Annotated in this window: 18 protein-coding genes and 1 pseudogene; all 19 read left to right on the plus strand. The window is 55.4% G+C overall.

What is annotated here, in order from left to right:
* Positions 1–471: 471 nt before the first annotated feature.
* The 19 genes and pseudogenes from rimP to G7K71_RS10685 all read left to right on the plus strand — a co-directional run bounded on the left by rimP (position 472) and on the right by G7K71_RS10685 (position 16,725).
* Positions 472–939: a ribosome maturation factor RimP gene (gene rimP, locus G7K71_RS10600; protein ID WP_166346116.1), complete on the plus strand. Its 468-nt coding sequence runs from the start codon at positions 472–474 to the stop codon at positions 937–939.
* A gap of 12 nt (positions 940–951) precedes the next feature.
* A complete protein-coding gene (gene nusA / locus G7K71_RS10605) occupies positions 952–2,037 on the plus strand; it encodes a transcription termination factor NusA (protein WP_013823582.1) in 1,086 nt (361 codons plus the stop codon).
* A gap of 26 nt (positions 2,038–2,063) precedes the next feature.
* Positions 2,064–2,330 (plus strand): RNase P modulator RnpM, encoded by a 267-nt coding sequence (rnpM, locus tag G7K71_RS10610; protein ID WP_013823581.1) that lies wholly within the window; start codon positions 2,064–2,066, stop codon positions 2,328–2,330.
* 20 nt (positions 2,331–2,350) lie between these two features.
* Positions 2,351–2,644, plus strand: coding sequence for a L7Ae/L30e/S12e/Gadd45 family ribosomal protein (locus G7K71_RS10615; protein ID WP_166346119.1), 294 nt, complete (start codon positions 2,351–2,353; stop codon positions 2,642–2,644).
* Between the two features lie 95 nt (positions 2,645–2,739).
* Positions 2,740–5,299 (plus strand): annotated as a pseudogene (gene infB / locus G7K71_RS10620) (translation initiation factor IF-2).
* 25 nt (positions 5,300–5,324) lie between these two features.
* Positions 5,325–5,684 carry a 30S ribosome-binding factor RbfA gene (rbfA, locus tag G7K71_RS10625; RefSeq protein WP_013823578.1) on the plus strand — a complete coding sequence of 120 codons (360 nt, stop codon included), beginning with the start codon at positions 5,325–5,327 and terminating at the stop codon, positions 5,682–5,684.
* On the plus strand, positions 5,677–6,648 hold the full coding sequence (locus G7K71_RS10630; protein ID WP_166346262.1) for a bifunctional oligoribonuclease/PAP phosphatase NrnA: 972 nt from the start codon (positions 5,677–5,679) through the stop codon (positions 6,646–6,648). Before rbfA ends, G7K71_RS10630 begins: the two co-directional genes overlap by 8 nt.
* Position 6,649: 1 nt before the next feature.
* A complete protein-coding gene (truB, locus tag G7K71_RS10635) occupies positions 6,650–7,402 on the plus strand; it encodes a tRNA pseudouridine(55) synthase TruB (RefSeq protein WP_243174826.1) in 753 nt (250 codons plus the stop codon).
* A complete protein-coding gene (locus G7K71_RS19435) occupies positions 7,389–7,574 on the plus strand; it encodes a hypothetical protein (protein ID WP_243174828.1) in 186 nt (61 codons plus the stop codon). Before truB ends, G7K71_RS19435 begins: the two co-directional genes overlap by 14 nt.
* 40 nt (positions 7,575–7,614) lie before the next feature.
* A complete protein-coding gene (locus G7K71_RS10640) occupies positions 7,615–8,571 on the plus strand; it encodes a bifunctional riboflavin kinase/FAD synthetase (RefSeq protein WP_013823575.1) in 957 nt (318 codons plus the stop codon).
* A gap of 370 nt (positions 8,572–8,941) precedes the next feature.
* On the plus strand, positions 8,942–9,169 hold the full coding sequence (locus G7K71_RS10645; protein WP_013823574.1) for a hypothetical protein: 228 nt from the start codon (positions 8,942–8,944) through the stop codon (positions 9,167–9,169).
* A gap of 13 nt (positions 9,170–9,182) precedes the next feature.
* On the plus strand, positions 9,183–9,404 hold the full coding sequence (locus G7K71_RS10650; RefSeq protein WP_041282941.1) for a hypothetical protein: 222 nt from the start codon (positions 9,183–9,185) through the stop codon (positions 9,402–9,404).
* Between the two features lie 90 nt (positions 9,405–9,494).
* Positions 9,495–9,764, plus strand: coding sequence for a 30S ribosomal protein S15 (gene rpsO / locus G7K71_RS10655; protein WP_013823572.1), 270 nt, complete (start codon positions 9,495–9,497; stop codon positions 9,762–9,764).
* Positions 9,765–9,937: 173 nt separating this feature from the next.
* Positions 9,938–12,133 carry a polyribonucleotide nucleotidyltransferase gene (locus tag G7K71_RS10660; RefSeq protein WP_013823571.1) on the plus strand — a complete coding sequence of 732 codons (2,196 nt, stop codon included), beginning with the start codon at positions 9,938–9,940 and terminating at the stop codon, positions 12,131–12,133.
* Between the two features lie 170 nt (positions 12,134–12,303).
* Positions 12,304–13,032, plus strand: coding sequence for a polysaccharide deacetylase family protein (locus tag G7K71_RS10665; protein WP_166346121.1), 729 nt, complete (start codon positions 12,304–12,306; stop codon positions 13,030–13,032).
* 426 nt (positions 13,033–13,458) lie between these two features.
* Positions 13,459–14,670, plus strand: coding sequence for a D-alanyl-D-alanine carboxypeptidase family protein (locus G7K71_RS10670; protein WP_166346124.1), 1,212 nt, complete (start codon positions 13,459–13,461; stop codon positions 14,668–14,670).
* Between the two features lie 118 nt (positions 14,671–14,788).
* Positions 14,789–16,051 (plus strand): pitrilysin family protein, encoded by a 1,263-nt coding sequence (locus G7K71_RS10675; RefSeq protein WP_166346127.1) that lies wholly within the window; start codon positions 14,789–14,791, stop codon positions 16,049–16,051.
* Positions 16,052–16,110: 59 nt separating this feature from the next.
* Entirely contained in the window at positions 16,111–16,440 is a 330-nt protein-coding gene (locus tag G7K71_RS10680) for a hypothetical protein (RefSeq protein WP_013823567.1), read from the plus strand.
* A gap of 15 nt (positions 16,441–16,455) precedes the next feature.
* Entirely contained in the window at positions 16,456–16,725 is a 270-nt protein-coding gene (locus G7K71_RS10685) for a YlmC/YmxH family sporulation protein (protein WP_013823566.1), read from the plus strand.
* The last annotated feature ends 184 nt before the right edge of the window (positions 16,726–16,909 follow it).

A 16,909-nucleotide genomic window follows, 5' to 3' on the forward strand; every position in this document is an offset into this window, starting at 1 on the left:
TTTGGCTCGGTAGCGAGCGACTTGAGCCGAGCGGCTAGCCAAACTTAGCGAGGCGAAAAGCGAAGGCAGGCCCGAGGGCATGGATGCCGAAAATGGAGGTTAGAGGTCGGAAGTTGGAAGTCGGAAATAGGAAGGAATTCGCGCAGCGAATTCCAACAGCAGTTCCAACCTCTGACATCTGACTTCCAACTTCCAATTGGCCGGGAAGCCTGCCGGAGCTTTGAGCCGAGCACTAGTTTGGCCCGCGAGGCTCACTGGAGCGAGCGGGAGCCAAAACAGGGTAGTTGGAAAGTGGGGATAACTCAGCAGTTAAACCCTTGCCAGCCGTTATTTTATGTGGTATACTATCATTTGGTTTATGTCTGTAACCTTTTGTCAGTAACAGGAGTGGGTAACACCCACTCTTTCGTCTTATAATATACAGATACAACTACAGATACAACCTTAATGATCTAAGAGGAGGATACAGCCGTGGTTAAAAACAAGGTTGTGGCCACAGTGGAGGAACTGGCCACTCCGCTGGTAACCGGCTTGGGGTTAGAGCTGGTCGGCGTGGAATATGTGAAGGAGGGGGGACGCTGGTACCTGCGCATTTTCATTGATAGGCCCGGGGGGGTAACGCTGGATGACTGCCAGGCGGTATCCGAAAGCCTGGATCCCCTCTTGGATGAGGCAGATCCCATACCCCATTCCTATCACCTGGAAGTTTCTTCCCCCGGCATCGAGCGGCCATTAAAGAAGCCTGCAGATTTTGAGCGCTTCTCGGGGCACCGGGTGCAGCTCACCACCTTTACCCCCCAGGATGGACAAAGAAAGTTCACCGGTCGCCTGGAGGGTTTGGAGGACCAGATGGTGGTGCTTACCCTGGATGACGGGCAGGAACGGCGCATCCCCTTTTCCCAGGTGGCAACGGCACGGTTAAAGGCAAGTTGGCTCTAGGAGGCAGGCAAGATGAATACCGAAATTTTGGCAGCCGTAAAGGAACTGGAAAAAGAAAAAGGCATTTCGGCTGAGATCCTTTTCGAGGCCCTTGAGGCAGCCTTGCTTTCCGCGTACCGGCGCAACTTCGGTTCCCTGCAAAATGCCCGGGTAATTGTTGACCGCCAGACAGGTGATTTCAAGGTTTATTCCCAGCGTACGGTGGTGGAGGAAGTGACCGATCCCCGGCTGGAGATTTCCCTCGAGGAAGCCCGGAAAATCGATCCCCGCTATCAGGTGGGGGATGTGATTGAAAAAGAGGTTACCCCCCGAAACTTCGGCCGGATAGCCGCCCAAACGGCCAAACAGGTGGTGGTCCAGCGGATTCGGGAAGCCGAGCGCAACATAGTGTACGAGGAATTTGCCAGCCGGGAAGGGGATATCGTCACCGGGATTATCCAGCGGGTGGAACAAAAGAATGTCTACATCAGCCTGGGCCGGACGGAAGCCATTTTAACCCCGCCGGAACAGATGCCCGGGGAAGAATACCGCTCCGGAAACCGGATTAAAACCTACGTGGTGGAAGTACGCAAGACTACCAAGGGGCCGCAAATACTGGTTTCCCGTACCCATCCGGGCCTGTTGAAACGGCTTTTAGAACTGGAGGTGCCGGAGCTCCAGGAAGGCCTGGTGGAGTTGAAGGCTATTGCCCGGGAAGCCGGCTACCGGTCCAAAATCGCCGTTTATTCCCGGGAAGAAAAAGTCGATCCGGTGGGAGCATGTGTGGGCCCCAAGGGCGTGCGTATCCAGGCCATTGTTAACGAGCTAAACGGGGAAAAAATTGACGTAATTAAGTGGAATCCCGATCCTTCTAAATTTGTGGCCGCGGCCCTGAGCCCGGCCAAAGTGGTGGCGGTGGAGATCTGGGAGGAAGAAAAAATTGCCCGGGTGATTGTGCCGGATTACCAGCTTTCCCTGGCCATTGGCAAGGAGGGTCAGAATGCCCGCCTGGCAGCCAAGCTCACCGGGTGGAAGATAGATATCAAGAGCGAATCCCAGATGCAGGAGATATACGCCCAGGAGTACAGGGAGTACTATGGTGATGACACTGTCCTGTAAATTAGGGCATAAGGAAGGTGATCCATTTGCCCAGGGTAAAAAAGGTGCCTTTGCGGATGTGTGTGGGCTGCCAGGAGATGAGGCCAAAGAAAGAGCTAATCCGGGTGGTGCGTACTCCCCAGGACACCGTTGAGATTGATCCTACAGGCAAGCGTTCCGGGCGCGGAGCCTATATCTGCCCCCGGCGGGAGTGTTTGCAGAAGGCCGTTAAAGGCAAGCGGCTGGAGAAGGCTCTGCAGCGCCCCGTTGCCCCGGAAATTATCCAGTCCCTGGCCGAGGGATTGCAGGAATGAGGGGGGGGGGAGTAACGCAGATGCTTTTTCTGGCCCGGCGTGCCGGGCGCGTCGTTGGGGGGGATAGAGCGGTACGTGCCGCCATCCAGCGGGGTTGCGCCAAACTGGTGCTCCTGGCCACCAATGCTTCCGGGCGTACCAGAAGGACCTTTTTGTTTTGGAGCCGTTCCAGGGGGGTTCCCGTGGTTACCTGGGGGCTAAAAGAAGAATTGGGTCGTATCATGAACCGGGCCACCTGTGCCGTCATGGCTATTACCGATGAAAACTTTTCCCAAGGGATTTTAAAACATTTAGAAAGGGGAGATAGTGGCTAGTCGTTAGTTGTTGGTCGTTGGTGGTTGGTGGCGACTGACAGCTGCAACTGACGACTGATGACTAACCACCAGCCACCCACTCTGGAGGTGTTTGCATGGTCAAAAAACGAGTGCATGAACTGGCCAAAGAACTGGACATAGAAAGTAAGGAACTGATGCAAAAGCTTGGTAGTATGGGCATTTCAGTGAAATCGCCCCTCTCTACCCTGCAGGATGCGGAGGTAGAGCGGGTGCTGGCCGAGTTAAAGGGCGGGAATGAAAAAGTGGTGAACGCTAAAGGTGTAAACCAGCAGGCCAAGGCACCGGCAGCCCAGGCGCAGGCCAGGACGGATAAACCTAAGGAGGGCAAAAACAACCAGAAAAAACGGCATTCGGAACGTCCCCGGCATCAGCAGGACGCCCGGCGCTATGACCGCGGGCCGGGGCTGGTGGACCGGGTACCCTCCCGTCCTCCGGACCGGCGTTTTCAGGAGCGCCCGTTGAAGGTGGAACCGCCCCAACCCCAGCCAAGGGTACAGGCCCAGCAACCCCAACAGGCTCAGCAGCCCACCAACAGGGTGCAGCAGCCTGCTGCCCGCGGCAGAACGCCTGCCGAAAGAAAGGTCCAGGCCGCCCCTTCCCAGGGTGAAGCTGCCGGGCGCCAGCCGGCCAAAACAAAGCCTGAACATTTAAAGGTACCCAAAGTCCCGCAGGAAATTAAGGCCGTTAGCGAAAAAGTGCGGTCCGATAAAAGCCGGGGGGAGAAGAAACAGGAAAAAACAACATACTGCCCGGGTTCGGGACAGGAAAGAGCTCCTGAATGAAACGCTGGCCGACCGCAAGTTGCGGCCCCTGACCAGCCAGAAAAAGAAAACGGCGCCCAGGGAGCCGGAACCCAAACCTGTGGCGGAGAAAAAGCCCATTGTTATTGGCGAATCCATCACGGTGAAGGAACTGGCCGAAAAAATGAAGAAGAGCCCGGCCGAGGTAATTAAGAAACTAATGATGCTGGGTGTGCTGGCCACCATCAACCAGGAAATTGATGCCGATACCGCCACTATCCTGGCCCAGGAATTTGGCTTTGAAGTGGAAGTCAAGGTGGAACAGGATGTGGAGGCTCTCTTCATGCAGGAGCCGGAAGATGATCCCGCCGATCTACAGCCGCGCCCCTGTGTGGTCACGGTTATGGGGCCACGTGGACCACGGGGAAAACTTCCCTTTTGGACGCCATTCGCGAGACCAATGTTACCGCCACAGAAGCCGGTGGGATTACCCAGCATATCGGTGCTTACCAGGTGGAGCATAATAACAAAAAAATTACCTTTCTGGATACCCCGGGTCATGAAGCTTTTACCGCTATGCGTGCCCGGGGGGCCAAGGTCACGGATATCGCCATTTTAGTGGTGGCGGCAGACGACGGGGTAATGCCCCAAACCGTGGAAGCCATCAACCACGCCAAAGCTGCCGGCGTACCCATTATAGTGGCCATCAACAAGATCGACCGGCCCGATGCCAACCCCGACCGGGTTAAACAGCAGCTCACCGAGTACGCTCTGGTGGCTGAGGAATGGGGCGGCGATACGGTGATGGTTCCCGTCAGCGCCAAGACCCGCCAGGGGTTGGAAGATCTCCTCGAAATGATCCTGCTGGTGGCTGAAATGCAGGAACTGAAAGCCAATCCCAACCGTCCCGCCAGGGGAACGGTGATTGAGGCCGAACTGGACAAGGGGCGGGGTCCGGTGGCCACGGTGCTGGTGCAAAACGGCACGCTCTCGGTGGGCGACAACCTGGTCGCGGGTACGACATGGGCGCGGGTGCGGGCTATGATGGACTATAAGGGCCGGCGGGTGAAAAAGGCGGGTCCTTCCACGCCGGTAGAGGTCCTTGGTTTTTCGGAAGTACCCCATGCCGGCGACCAGTTCTTTGTAGTGCCCGATGAAAAGACCGCCCGTCAAATAGCCGAAAAACGGGCCAGCCGCAAGCGCGAAGAGGAATTTAAAGCCGCCATGCCCCGGGTTTCCTTAGACGACCTCTTTAACCAAATAAAAGAAGGCCAGGTTAAGGAACTGCGGGTGATCATCAAGGCCGACGTACAGGGTTCGGCCGAGGCGTTGAAACAGGCCCTGGAGCGTTTGTCCACGGAAGAAGTAAAGGTAAATATCATCCACCAGGGCGTGGGGGGCAATCACCGAAACGGACATCATGCTTGCTTCGGCTTCCAACGCCATCATCATCGGCTTTAACGTACGTCCCGATGTTAACGCCCGCCGCGTGGCCGAGAAAGAAAAGGTGGATATCCGCCTCTACCGGGTAATTTACGATGCCATCGAAGACGTCAAGGCGGCCATGAGCGGTCTTTTGGAGCCCGAGTACCGGGAAGTGATCCTTGGCCGGGCCGAAGTACGGAAAACCTTTAAGATTTCCAAAGTGGGCACCATTGCCGGCTGTTATGTGACTGATGGCAAAATTGTCCGGGATGCGGGCGTCAGAGTCATCCGGGACGGCGTGGTTGTTTACGAAGGCAAGCTGGATTCCTTAAAACGGTTCAAGGATGACGTCCGGGAAGTGATGCAGGGCTACGAGTGCGGCCTTGCCCTGGAAAAGTATAATGAGATCAGGGAGGGCGATATAATCGAGGCCTTCACCACGGAAGCGGTAAAAAGGGAACTGGCCTAGCAGGGTGAAGGGGGAGGTGCGGATTGTGCCCTATCGTCCGGAACGGTTGGCCGAAATAATTAAGAAAGAAGTATCGGACATGCTACGGGATGAACTCAAGGATCCTCGCATCGGTTTTGTCACCATTACCGGGGTCGAGGTGTCGACTGACCTGCGCTATGCCAGGATCTTTTTCAGTGTCCTGGGTTCGGAGGAGGAGGCTAAAGCTTCCCTTGAAGCCTTGAATCGCGCCCGGGGTTACGTGCGCAGTGAACTGGGGCGGCGGATCCGCTTAAGGTATGCCCCGGAAATTTCCTTTAAGCTCGATCCTTCCATCCAGCGGGGTATCCGGGTGATGGAGTTGCTGCATGATGTGAAAGAACGGGGTGCCGCGGGTGATGACTAGCCTGGGTACAATAGCGGAATGCCTTAAAAAGTCCAGGCGGGTAGTTTTAAGCGGGCACGTCATGCCCGACGGGGACTGCCTGGGTTCGGTAGCGGCCCTTGGCCTCGGTCTTTTAAAATTGGGCAAGGAAGTAACCCTGGCCAGTCCCGATCCCCTGCCCGAGCTATATCACTTTCTTCCCGGGGCGGACCGCTTTCTCATCGGGGAGCAGGCCTTGAAGGGGAATTATGATACCTTTGTGGTCCTGGATAGTTCCGTACCCGACCGGCTGGGGCCTTTAAAGGAGCTGCTTTTTCGCGATTTGGTGGTCTGTATCATTGACCATCACGTGGGCAAACACGATTTTGGTCACCATGTCTATGTCGATCCGAAGGCGGCGGCAACCGGTGAGATTATCCAGGACCTTTTAGACTTGCTGCAGGTACCTCCGCAGGTGGAGATAGCCAGCTGCCTTTATACGGCCATTGTTACCGATACCGGTTCCTTTCGTTACCAGAACACTACCCCCCTCACCCACCGCCGGGTGGCCAGGCTCATGGAAGAAGGGGTTGATGCCGCCCGGCTGAATGTATTGCTTTTTGAACAGAAATCCCTTTTACACCTGCGGGTTCTCCAGGCGGCCCTGCAGACGCTGGACCTTACTCCCTGTGGGCGGGTAGGCTGGATGATCGTTACCCGTGAAACACTGGACAGTTTGGGAGCCCAGGAAGAACATACCGATGGGCTCATTGACTATGTGCGTTCCCTGCGCGGGGTGGAGGTGGCCCTGTTGTTCCGGGAAATTGTTCCCGGCCGCTGGAAGGTAGGTTTTCGCTCCCGGGGGCGGGTGGATGTACAGCGCGTAGCTTCCCAGTTTAACGGTGGGGGCCACCTCCGGGCTGCAGGAGCGGTGGTGGAAGGAGAAGGAGGGGTGATCACCAAAAGGGTGGTGGAGGCCGTCCTGAAAGCGATGCAGGAGGATTAATATGGATGGTATTCTGAACATTTTAAAGCCGCCCGGGATGACTTCCCATGATGTGGTGGCCTTTATCCGGCGCTTAATGGGTGGTGGGAAGACGGGTCATACCGGCACCCTGGACCCGGGGGCGGCGGGGGTGTTGCCGGTATGCGTAGGACGGGCTACCCGGGTAATCCAGTTTCTTCCCGGTGATAAGGAATACCGGGTGGAAATTACCTTCGGCCGGACCACTTCCACCGGCGACGCCTTTGGGGAAATAGTTTACCGGGGCGATGCCGCATCACTAACCAGCGGGGCGTTAGAAGAAGCCTTAAGGGCCTTTGTGGGCGAAATCATGCAGGTTCCGCCCATGACTTCGGCGGTTCGTCACCAGGGAAAAAAGCTTTATGAGCTGGCAAGGCAGGGAATAGAGGTGAAACGACAGCCTCGACGGGTAAATATTTATTCCCTGCGGTTGGTACGCATGGATCGCGCAGGTACGCCTCACCCCCGGGCCCTGGTAGACGTGGCCTGTTCAGCCGGAACATACATACGCACATTATGCACCGATTTGGGACAACTACTGGGATGCGGGGCGTATATGAGTTTTCTTTTACGCACCAGGGCGGGCGTTTTTTCCCTGGATGAAGCACTTACCCTGGAAGAAGTGGAGGAATTTGCCCGGCAGGGCAGGCTTTCCGGTAAGCTGGTCAGGTTGGAGCAGGCGCTGGAGCACTTGCCCCCCCATATATGTCCGCTCGGGGGCAGTGGACCGGGTTAAGTCCGGCAGCCCTTTATACTGGCCGGGTGTGGCTGCAGCACCAGATTTTTTGCAGGAAGGCCAGCTGGTCAGACTGTGTACTGGCCGGGCTGTTTTGGCTGTGGCCAGGCCGGTGGCCGATCCGAAACGGCCGGGTTACTACCAGTTTAAACCTGTAAGGGTGTTGATTTAATTACTTATTACGTATATGTTGCCAGGGGGCTTGATGCACTGTGAAAGTTTACGAAACATGGGAAGGAATACGAAATCAATATGCAAATTTGATGGTCGGCCTGGGGAACTTCGATGGAGTACACCTGGGACACCGGCAGTTGATTTGCAAAATGGTGGCCGCAGCTCGTGAAAGGAAAGCTACGCCGGCAGTTTTCACCTTTCATCCTCATCCCCTGGCGGTGTTAGATCCGGAACATGCCCCCCCTTTGCTGCTTACCCCCCGCGCCAAGGAGAGGATCATGTGCCGCCTGGGCGTGGAAGTTTTGCTACGCGTTCCCTTTACTGCCGGGTTTGCCCGGATTGGCCCGCGGGAGTTTATTGAAGAAGTATTGTTCCGGGGATTGGGTGTAGAAGCCGTTTTCGTGGGTTATAACTATACCTTCGGCTACCGGGGGGAGGGTACTCCCGAACTTTTAAAAGAATACAGCCACAAATACGGGTTCGAGGTACATGTGGTGCCTCCGGTAACTGTGGACGGCCAGGTGGTGAGCAGCACGCTGATCCGCAGCCTGTTGCTGGCCGGGGAAGTTACAAAGGCCGCCCGCTTCATGGGTTACTATCCCTTTGTGGAAGGCCAGGTGGTCACCGGAGACCGGCGGGGGGCAACTCTGGGTTTTCCCACCGCCAATTTAAATCCCGAGGAGGGGCTTTTGATACCGGCCAACGGGGTGTACTCGGTGGAGGTGGAGGTAGATGGTGACCGCTTCCTGGGTGTAGCCAATATCGGGACTAAACCCACCTTTAACGCTAAAAACGCCCGGCCCAACATCGAGGTGCACCTGCTCGACTTTCAGGGTGATCTTTACGGGTGCTGGATTCTCGTGCGCTTCAGGCGCCGCCTGCGGGAAGAGAGACGGTTTGCCTCCGTGGCCGAGCTGGTAGCCCAGATCCAGAAAGACATCCACCAGGCCAGGATGGAATACGGCGGGGAACAAAGGTCATATAAATACAAGTAAAGTAAATATTCAGTAAAACCGTTATGAGGAGGATGCGGCGCTGTCCGGAGCGAACGACTTGCGAAGCGCCGGTAACAGCACCCGGTGAAGCGAGGCTGCCGGCTCGGCTCTCGAGGACACATGATGAACTACCCGGAAGAAGACCTTTTAAGACATATTATTTCAAGAGGTAACAACGAAGAATGATTAGTGGCGGGCAATCCGCAGAGAGCCAGAGCCGGCCCGAAGCGAGCCGCGGTGCTGTCGGCGCGTGACAGCGCCGCATCCAACCGGGTTCACTGAATATTTACAGTAAAGTTTACTTCTTTCCGGGATTGTGCTAAAATAAAACCGCTAAGCCTCCCGTGTATGGGGAAGGGAGACTTTTTAAATGGGGGTTCCCAGGTTGGATTCTCCTGACGAGGAGATCAAAAAATGGCTCAATCATATCGCCCTAATTTGTTTGAGCGAGGAATTTCAGGAACTCAAAAAGGAACTGGAGCAAATTTATCGCCAGTCCGAGGTAGAGAATTACACACTTGCAGCCTTTGTGGACGCGTTGTACGCCTTTGTCGCACAGGAAGAGGATAACCGGATTTGCCAGTCCGGGACCTTATAGTTACAATTGGGCCATGCGGATTATTATTACCGAGCACGCCAAAAAGCGCCTCAAGGATTTGCGGCAGGAAGGCATCACCATAGCCGATATAACGGTAGCCGCAAGTAACATTCCCGGGCGTATTCCTACAGCAACACGCTTTCGCGGCTTTATAGCCCGGTCGGGCCGGGTTTTTGATATTGTGGCCAAAGATATCCCAGGCGGACGCCTGGTGATTACTATAATCGGGAAATAAATTTCCCGTGAACTGTTGGCTAGGGAACTCGTTTCTCCGGCGGTTAGCTTGGCCAGCAGCGATTACAGTTAAGGAGGAGGTGACTTCTCGGTGGCGCTGACGTCTGAAAAGAAACAGGCCCTCATTGCCGAACACAGACTGCATGAAACCGACACCGGGTCTCCGGAAGTGCAGATTGCCATCCTGACCGAACGGATTAACAGCCTGACTGAGCACCTGCGGGTTCATAAGAAAGATCACCATTCCCGGCGCGGTCTGTTAAAAATGGTCGGCCAGAGGCGGGCCTTGCTCAACTATCTAAAGGACAGGAATTTCGACCGCTACCGGGCACTGATTGAAAAACTGGGCCTGCGGAAGTAAGAAGGGCGGGGTGCTAACCCGCCTTTTTTCACTATAGGCCTGGCGGGCTTCGTTTGCCCCCCGGGGAAGAGTAGTATTTTTTACTTCGTCAGCAGGAAATAATATTTATTATGTAGAAGAAATATCATTTATGAAAATTTAGGTAGGTTAAACAGGAGGTTAGGTAGCTTTACATGTCAGAAAAACCTATTTTAATTAAAGAAATTGAAATCGGCGGCCGCTGCCTGAAGCTGGAAACAGGCCGGGTAGCCGGGCAGGCCGGTGGGGCAGTCCTGGTACGCTACGGCGATACGGTGGTGCTGGTTACAGCTACCATGTCCAAAACGGTGCGGGAGGGGATTGATTTCTTCCCTCTCACGGTGGATTACGAGGAAAGGCTATATGCAGTGGGAAAAATCCCCGGCGGTTTCATTAAGCGTGAGGGCCGTCCCAGCGAAAAGGCTATTCTTTCCGGACGATTGATTGACCGGCCCATACGGCCCCTCTTCCCCAAGGGCTGCCGCAACGAGGTGCAGGTGGTGGCCACCATTTTGTCCGTCGACCAGGACAATGCTCCTGAAATAGCCGCCATGATCGGAGCATCCGCCGCCCTGCACATCAGTGAAATTCCATTTCAAGGCCCCATTGGCGGTGTGATTGTGGGGCTGGTGGATGGGGAATATGTGATCAACCCCACGCTGGCTCAGGCGGAAAAAAGTTTAATGCACCTGGTGGTGGCCGGAACACGTGACGCGGTGATGATGGTTGAAGCCGGTGCCAAGGAGGTGCCCGAAGACCAGATATTAGGGGGAATTACCTTTGGGCACGAAAAAGTGAAAGAAATAGTTGAGTTCATCGAGAATTTCCGGGAAGAAGCCCTGGCCCTCGGCCTGGCCAAAGAGAAGATCACCCCCGTCCTGGCTCAGGTGGATCCCCAGGTAGAAGAGGCGGTTAGCGGGCCGGCCGCTGAGGAACTGACGGCGGCCGTGCGGCAGTGCATTGAGCGGCGGCTGGACAAACAGGCCCGGGAAGCATTCCTGGATGAAGTAAAGGCTAAACTGGTGGAATCCTTCCGGGAAACCTTCCCCGAGCAGGAACAATCCATCCTGGCCGTCATTGAGGCGGTAGAGAAAAAGATCGTGCGCCGTTTCATCCTGGAGGAAGGAGTTCGCATTGACGGGCGCGCTTTAGATGAAATACGGCCTATCAGTGTAGAGGCAGGGATTCTGCCCCGCACCCACGGCTCAGGACTTTTCACCCGGGGGCAGACGCAGGTGCTTTCGGTGGTCACCCTGGGCGCCATTTCCGATGAACAGATTTTAGACGATCTGGGTATTGAGGAAGCCAAACGGTTTATGCACCATTATAACTTCCCCCCCTACAGCACCGGGGAAACACGGCCCATGCGTTCCCCCGGGCGGCGGGAAATTGGTCACGGCGCCCTGGCGGAACGGGCGTTGGAGCCGGTGATTCCCGGCGAGGATACTTTCCCCTACACCATCCGCCTGGTTTCCGAGGTTCTTTCTTCCAACGGTTCCACCTCCATGGGGAGCGTGTGCGGAAGTTGCGTGGCCCTGATGGATGCGGGCATCCCCATTAAAGCACCGGTGGCCGGTGTGGCTATGGGACTGGTTAAGGAGGAGGACAGGGTTGCCATCCTCACCGATATTCAGGGTATCGAAGACCATCTGGGGGATATGGATTTCAAGGTGGCCGGCACGGCCAGGGGAATTACCGCCCTGCAAATGGACATCAAAATTCCCGGCATAAGTGCGGATATTCTCGAAAAGGCGCTGGCCCAGGCCCGGGAGGGACGCCTGTATATTTTAAACAAGATCCTGGAGGTTATTCCTGCACCCAGACCGGAATTATCACCCTATGCGCCCCGAATTATTCATACTGTTATCGATCCCGACAAGATCCGCGAAGTCATCGGTCCGGGCGGCAAGGTGATCAAGAAAATTATCGATGAGACGGGCGTGGAGATCGATATTGAAGACGACGGCCGGGTTTATATCGCGGCTGTAGATCCCGCGGCGGCCAAACGGGCCCTGGAGATCATTGAAAATATTACCAAAGATGTGGTGGTCGGCGAGATTTACACCGGTAAAGTAACCAGGGTCACCGACTTTGGTGCTTTTGTGGAAGTGGTACCCGGTGTATTTGGGATGCCGGGCAAAGAGGGACTGGTGCATATTTCCCACCTGGCCCACCACCGGGTGAACCGGGTGGAAGATGTGGTAAAAGAGGGAGACACCATTGTGGTGAAAGCCATCGGGTTTGACAACCAGGGGCGTTTGAAGCTTTCCCGCAAGGAAGCCCTGCCCCCGGAACCCAGGGAGGCAGCACCTCATCACCGGCGTCCCAAGGGTCGCCAGGGCCGCCACTAAACTAAAAATAACAAACTCCCCTACCATGGTTTATTTCGTGGAGGGGTTTTATTATTGTTACTGGCGGGGTGTGGCGTCGTGTGACGGCGTAATTTGAGGAAAAAAAGAGGCGATACAGAGCCCTTTCCCGGCATACAAATGTGGTGATGAACCGGGAAAGGGTGGCTGGGATGCGCGTTTATTTTTTTAGCCGTCAGCGATTGTTACGGGGCTTTTTGCTCCTGATGCTTAGTTTTTCCCTCCTGGCCTGGGGATACTGGTATAACCTCTCCCTGCAGGCGTTGCCGGTACAGTCGCAACCCGTTTACCAGGGCAGCAGCCGGGAAAAGGAAATTGCCCTCACAGTAAATGTGTTTTGGGGGGAAGAGTATCTGCCCCAAATGCTGGATATTTTGGAAAGGGGAGGTGTAAAAGCCACCTTTTTTATTGGCGGGCAGTGGGCGGAACAATTTCCGGTGTTGACCCGGACGATCCACCAAAAGGGGCACGAAATTGGTAGTCACGGCTATGCCCATCCCCACCCGGACCAGCTTTCAGTAAGCGGTAATTTACAGGACATCCGCCGGGCGGAGGAGGTGCTGGTGAAAATAACCGGGGAGCGCCCGAAATTATTTGCTCCTCCTTACGGCGAACACGGCCAGTCAGTGCTCCAGGCAGCCAGGGAAGCGGGGTACCGGACCATCCTGTGGAGTGTGGACACCGTGGACTGGCAGCGTCCCGAACCCCAGGTGATCAGCAACCGGGTTCTGGAAAAGGTCCATAATGGAGCGATTGTGCTGATGCATCCCACGGCTCCTACAACAGAAGCGCTGCCGGTAATCATTAAAGAATTAAAGTCCCGCGGCTACCGTTTGGTAACCGTGTCCCAGTTGCTGCGCCACCTGGAGGATGATCAGTAGCCTGTGAACCCAGCTGGATGCGGCGCCGTTTTACCGATATTTACACACACGATACTGTCGCATAACTACCCGGGGCGGCGGTCGTCCCCCGTCGCTCCGTGCTGCGGGCCGGACGAAACATCGGCTTGCCTCGGAGCGAACCTGGCAGCGCTGCATATGCGCCGGAAGTTTACTTTCCTCATAAAAAGTTATAGCCTAAGTAGCCCAATCATTATATCGATACTGCTACCAGCGCGATTCGCGCTGCCGGTTCGCTAACCTCGGCTGCGCCGTGTTTCGTATCCGGCCCTCCGCAATGTCGCTCCTTAAGGGACGACCGCCGCCCGTTTGGTTTCTGGTTTTGCGACGTATCTACACAAAACATAAACTGTTTTCAAACCGGGAAGCTTAGAGCTTGGACATACTGGAGTTAGAGGTGAAAAAGTCGTGCTTTCCCGGTTGATTTTTTCTTTGCTCCTTTTGGTGGGATATCTTGGGGGATTCAACATTCCCATGGCGCTGGCCGCCGGGTCCCAGCCCGCTCTCCCGGTGTTTTTAAATTTGGGGGAATTACCCGTTTCCTCTCTTAGCGGGCAGGACCCTCCCCGGGTGACTGCCGATGCGGCGGTGCTTATGGAGGCTTCCACCGGGCAGGTTCTCTTCGCTAAAAATGCCCACCAGCCCAGGCCGCCGGCCAGCACCACCAAGATTCTCACCGCCCTGCTGGCCATCGAAGGGGGCCGGCTGAATCAGGTGGTGACAGTGAGCCCCCGGGCGGCAGCGGTAGGGGAGAGTAGCATGCACCTGTTCCCCGGCCAGCGCCTTACCCTGGAACAACTCCTGTACGGGGCCCTCCTGCGTTCAGGAAATGACGCCTGTGTGGCCATTGCCGAACATATCGCCGGCAGTGAAGGGAATTTTGTTTTTCTTATGAACGAAAAGGCCCGGGAACTGGGCGCCTGCCACAGCCATTTCTGCAATCCCCATGGCTTGCCCGCCCGGGGTCATGTATCATCGGCTTATGATCTGGCCCTGTTGACCAGGTATGCCCTGAAAAATCCCACCTTCAAGGCCCTGGTGTCTACCCGCTACCATGGTTTTATAAACCCTCCCTGGGGGGAATATCACCTGCACAATACCAATCGCCTTCTGTGGAGCTACCAGGGGGCCGACGGGGTAAAAACCGGCACTACCAGTGAGGCGGGTATGTGCCTGGTTGCCTCGGCCAGCCGGGAAGGCCGGCAGTTAATCAGCGTGGTGTTGCACAGTGACGATCGCTATGGCGATACCATGGCGCTCCTGGATTACGGGTTCACCTGCTTTAAAAACATGACCTTGGCCAGGGAGGGCCAGGCCTGCCGGAGTATTCCGGTAACCGGCGGTGTTGTTTCGACAGTACCCCTGGTCAGCGAAGGCACCCTTGCGGTTGCTGTGCCGGTGCACCGTTCTCCGGCTGTGGAAAAGCGTTTTAACGCGCCGGCCGTGCTGACGGCACCGCTTCCGAAAGCCTTGCCCGTGGGTACTTTGGATGTCTGGGTAGAGGGTGAACCGGTGGCCCGGGCCCGCCTTTTAACCGGCCGTTCTGTGGAAAGGCTGCCCGCTTACAAGTTGTGGTGGAAAAAACTGCGTGCCATGCCCCCGGGCGTTAATGCCCCTTGAAGGATGTTATAGGGGAAAATTTGCTTGCGTCAGCCTTAAAGGATTTTAGCATGCCCGTGGCGAAGAGTTACCCATGGTTTGGCGAGCCAAACCAAGTTGATGTTGGGGGTGCGGCTGGTTGTTTCAAACCGTCAGGCTGGAGAACGGAGTCACTATTCTTACCGAAGACATTCCCCATGTACGCTCGGTAGTCTTGGGGATATGGGTAAATGTAGGTTCCCGGGATGAGAGCCCGGCTGTAGCGGGCGTTTCCCATTTTATCGAGCACCTGATGTTCAAGGGCACCGAGCGCCGTACGGCCCGGGACATCGCGGAGGCCCTGGATGCCGTGGGGGGGCAGCTAAACGCTTTTACCACCAAAGAATACACCTGTTATTACGCCCGGGTCCTGGATGAGCATTTTGACCTGGCTCTGGACATTTTGCAGGACATGTTGTTTCATTCCCGCTTTGCCGCCGCTGATATTGACCGGGAGCGCAACGTGATTCTGGAAGAGATCAAGATGTATGAAGATGCCCCGGACGAGCTGGTCCATGATGTTTTTGCCACTACCATCTGGCAGGGGCACGAGCTGGGGCGGCCGGTTATCGGTACCGCCGAGGTTATTTGCCGGCTTTCCCGGGAGGAAATTCTGGACTACTACCGGCTCCACTACCAGCCGCAGAATCTGGTGGTGGCCGTGGCGGGGAACATTGATCATGACCGGGTCGTGGAAAAGTTGCGACCCATTTTTGAACCGTTAAGGGGAGAGCAGGTAACCCGCAAGCTGGTGCGCCCCGTTCCCCAGCGGCAGATTACCTGCCGGACCAAGGACACGGAGCAGGTTCACCTGTGTGTGGGTGTACCCGGGCTGCCTCTAAATCACGAACGGGTCTACGTGTTTCAGGTTGTTAATACCATCCTCGGTGGTGGCATCAGTTCCCGTCTGTTTCAGGAAATAAGGGAACAGCGGGGGCTGGTGTATTCCATTTATTCCTATCACAGTTCCTATCATGATGCGGGGCTGTTTTGTATTTACGCCGGATTGAGCAAGGAAAACGTGCCTGCGGTCATGGACCTGATCTTCAAGGAAATCAGGGATATCCAGCAAAACGGGGTTAAAAGCGAAGAGCTGCACCGGGTCAAGGAGCAGATTATCGGTAATCTCTGGTTGAGCCTGGAAAGTGTAAGCACCCGGATGAGCAGGCTGGCCAAATCCCAGCTTTACATGGGTAAAGTGGTGCCACCGGAGGAAGTAGTTAACCGGGTGAAGAAGGTCAGCGTGGAGGATGTCCGGGAACTGGCCCGTGAAATGCTCAATCCCGAATCCTTTGCCATAGCTACTGTGGGCCCCTGGGAAGATTGCAGCACCCTGGAGGCTGCTGTGAAAAAGAATGCGTGACTGCTCCCTGTTCTAAAACATGTCCCACTCCCATATAATGCTAGCGGGGGTGGGATATAATGTTAGTACTGGTCGTTGCGCTCCTGGCCATATTAATCATCCTTTCCATCCGGGAAAGAATGCGTCTGGCCGGCGTAAGGAATAAAGCGTGGGATGTATCTGAAATCAGCACGCCTTCTCCCCTTTCCCAGGCTCTGACCGGTCTTGTGGGCACGGCGGGAGGGATATATCTTTCTTTAGTGCTGTTATTTACTTTTCTGGGCCTGCAGTTGCCCGAACGGGTTTACCTGGGAGAAGTGCAGATGGAGCCTCTAGCGGCATTATCCATCGCTCTGGCCATTGTGCAACCGTTCATTCTGAGGTTATTTCAATTAAAACGCAGGACCTAAAAGGGGTGGAGCATAATGAGATTAACCGAGTTGGCCGGCAAAGAAATAGTGAATATCTATGACGGCGCCCGTTTGGGCATAGTGGGGGAAAGCGATGTGGCCATCGATATTGAGACCGGGCAGGTGCAATCCATTATTTTGCCCCGCCGGGGTAATCCCATCAGCTTCTGGTTCGACCGTCAAAGTCTTGTAATTCCCTGGGAGGCCGTGCGCAAAATTGGCAGCGAGGTTATTATCGTGGATCTGGATCAAGCCAACCTCAACCTGCGCCGGTATTCACTGTGAGTGAAGTCCATTAGCCGTTTGGACTTTTTTTTATTTTTAGGTACTGTCGCAAAACCAGAAACGAAACGGGCGGCGGTCGTCCCCCGTCGCTCCGTGTAGTTATGCGACAGTATCTTTTAAAGGTATTTTAAATGATAATGGATCGGGCGGCAGGAAATAGCAAGATTAATGTCCATATTTTGTT

This window comes from Desulfofundulus sp. TPOSR, assembly GCF_011393055.1.
GTDB lineage: Bacteria > Bacillota > Desulfotomaculia > Desulfotomaculales > Desulfovirgulaceae > Desulfofundulus > Desulfofundulus kuznetsovii.

Bases quoted from the DNA above. Each gene is read 5' to 3' on its own strand.
- nusA (WP_013823582.1), top strand. From the start codon at position 952: ATGAATACCGAAATTTTGGCAGCCGTAAAGGAACTGGAAAAAGAAAAA.
- G7K71_RS10615 (WP_166346119.1), top strand. From the start codon at position 2,351: ATGCTTTTTCTGGCCCGGCGTGCCGGGCGCGTCGTTGGGGGGGATAGA.
- G7K71_RS10630 (WP_166346262.1), top strand. From the start codon at position 5,677: ATGACTAGCCTGGGTACAATAGCGGAATGCCTTAAAAAGTCCAGGCGG.
- truB (WP_243174826.1), top strand. From the start codon at position 6,650: ATGGATGGTATTCTGAACATTTTAAAGCCGCCCGGGATGACTTCCCAT.
- G7K71_RS10645 (WP_013823574.1), top strand. From the start codon at position 8,942: ATGGGGGTTCCCAGGTTGGATTCTCCTGACGAGGAGATCAAAAAATGG.
- G7K71_RS10650 (WP_041282941.1), top strand. From the start codon at position 9,183: ATGCGGATTATTATTACCGAGCACGCCAAAAAGCGCCTCAAGGATTTG.
- G7K71_RS10660 (WP_013823571.1), top strand. From the start codon at position 9,938: ATGTCAGAAAAACCTATTTTAATTAAAGAAATTGAAATCGGCGGCCGC.
- G7K71_RS10665 (WP_166346121.1), top strand. From the start codon at position 12,304: ATGCGCGTTTATTTTTTTAGCCGTCAGCGATTGTTACGGGGCTTTTTG.
- G7K71_RS10680 (WP_013823567.1), top strand. From the start codon at position 16,111: ATGTTAGTACTGGTCGTTGCGCTCCTGGCCATATTAATCATCCTTTCC.
- G7K71_RS10685 (WP_013823566.1), top strand. From the start codon at position 16,456: ATGAGATTAACCGAGTTGGCCGGCAAAGAAATAGTGAATATCTATGAC.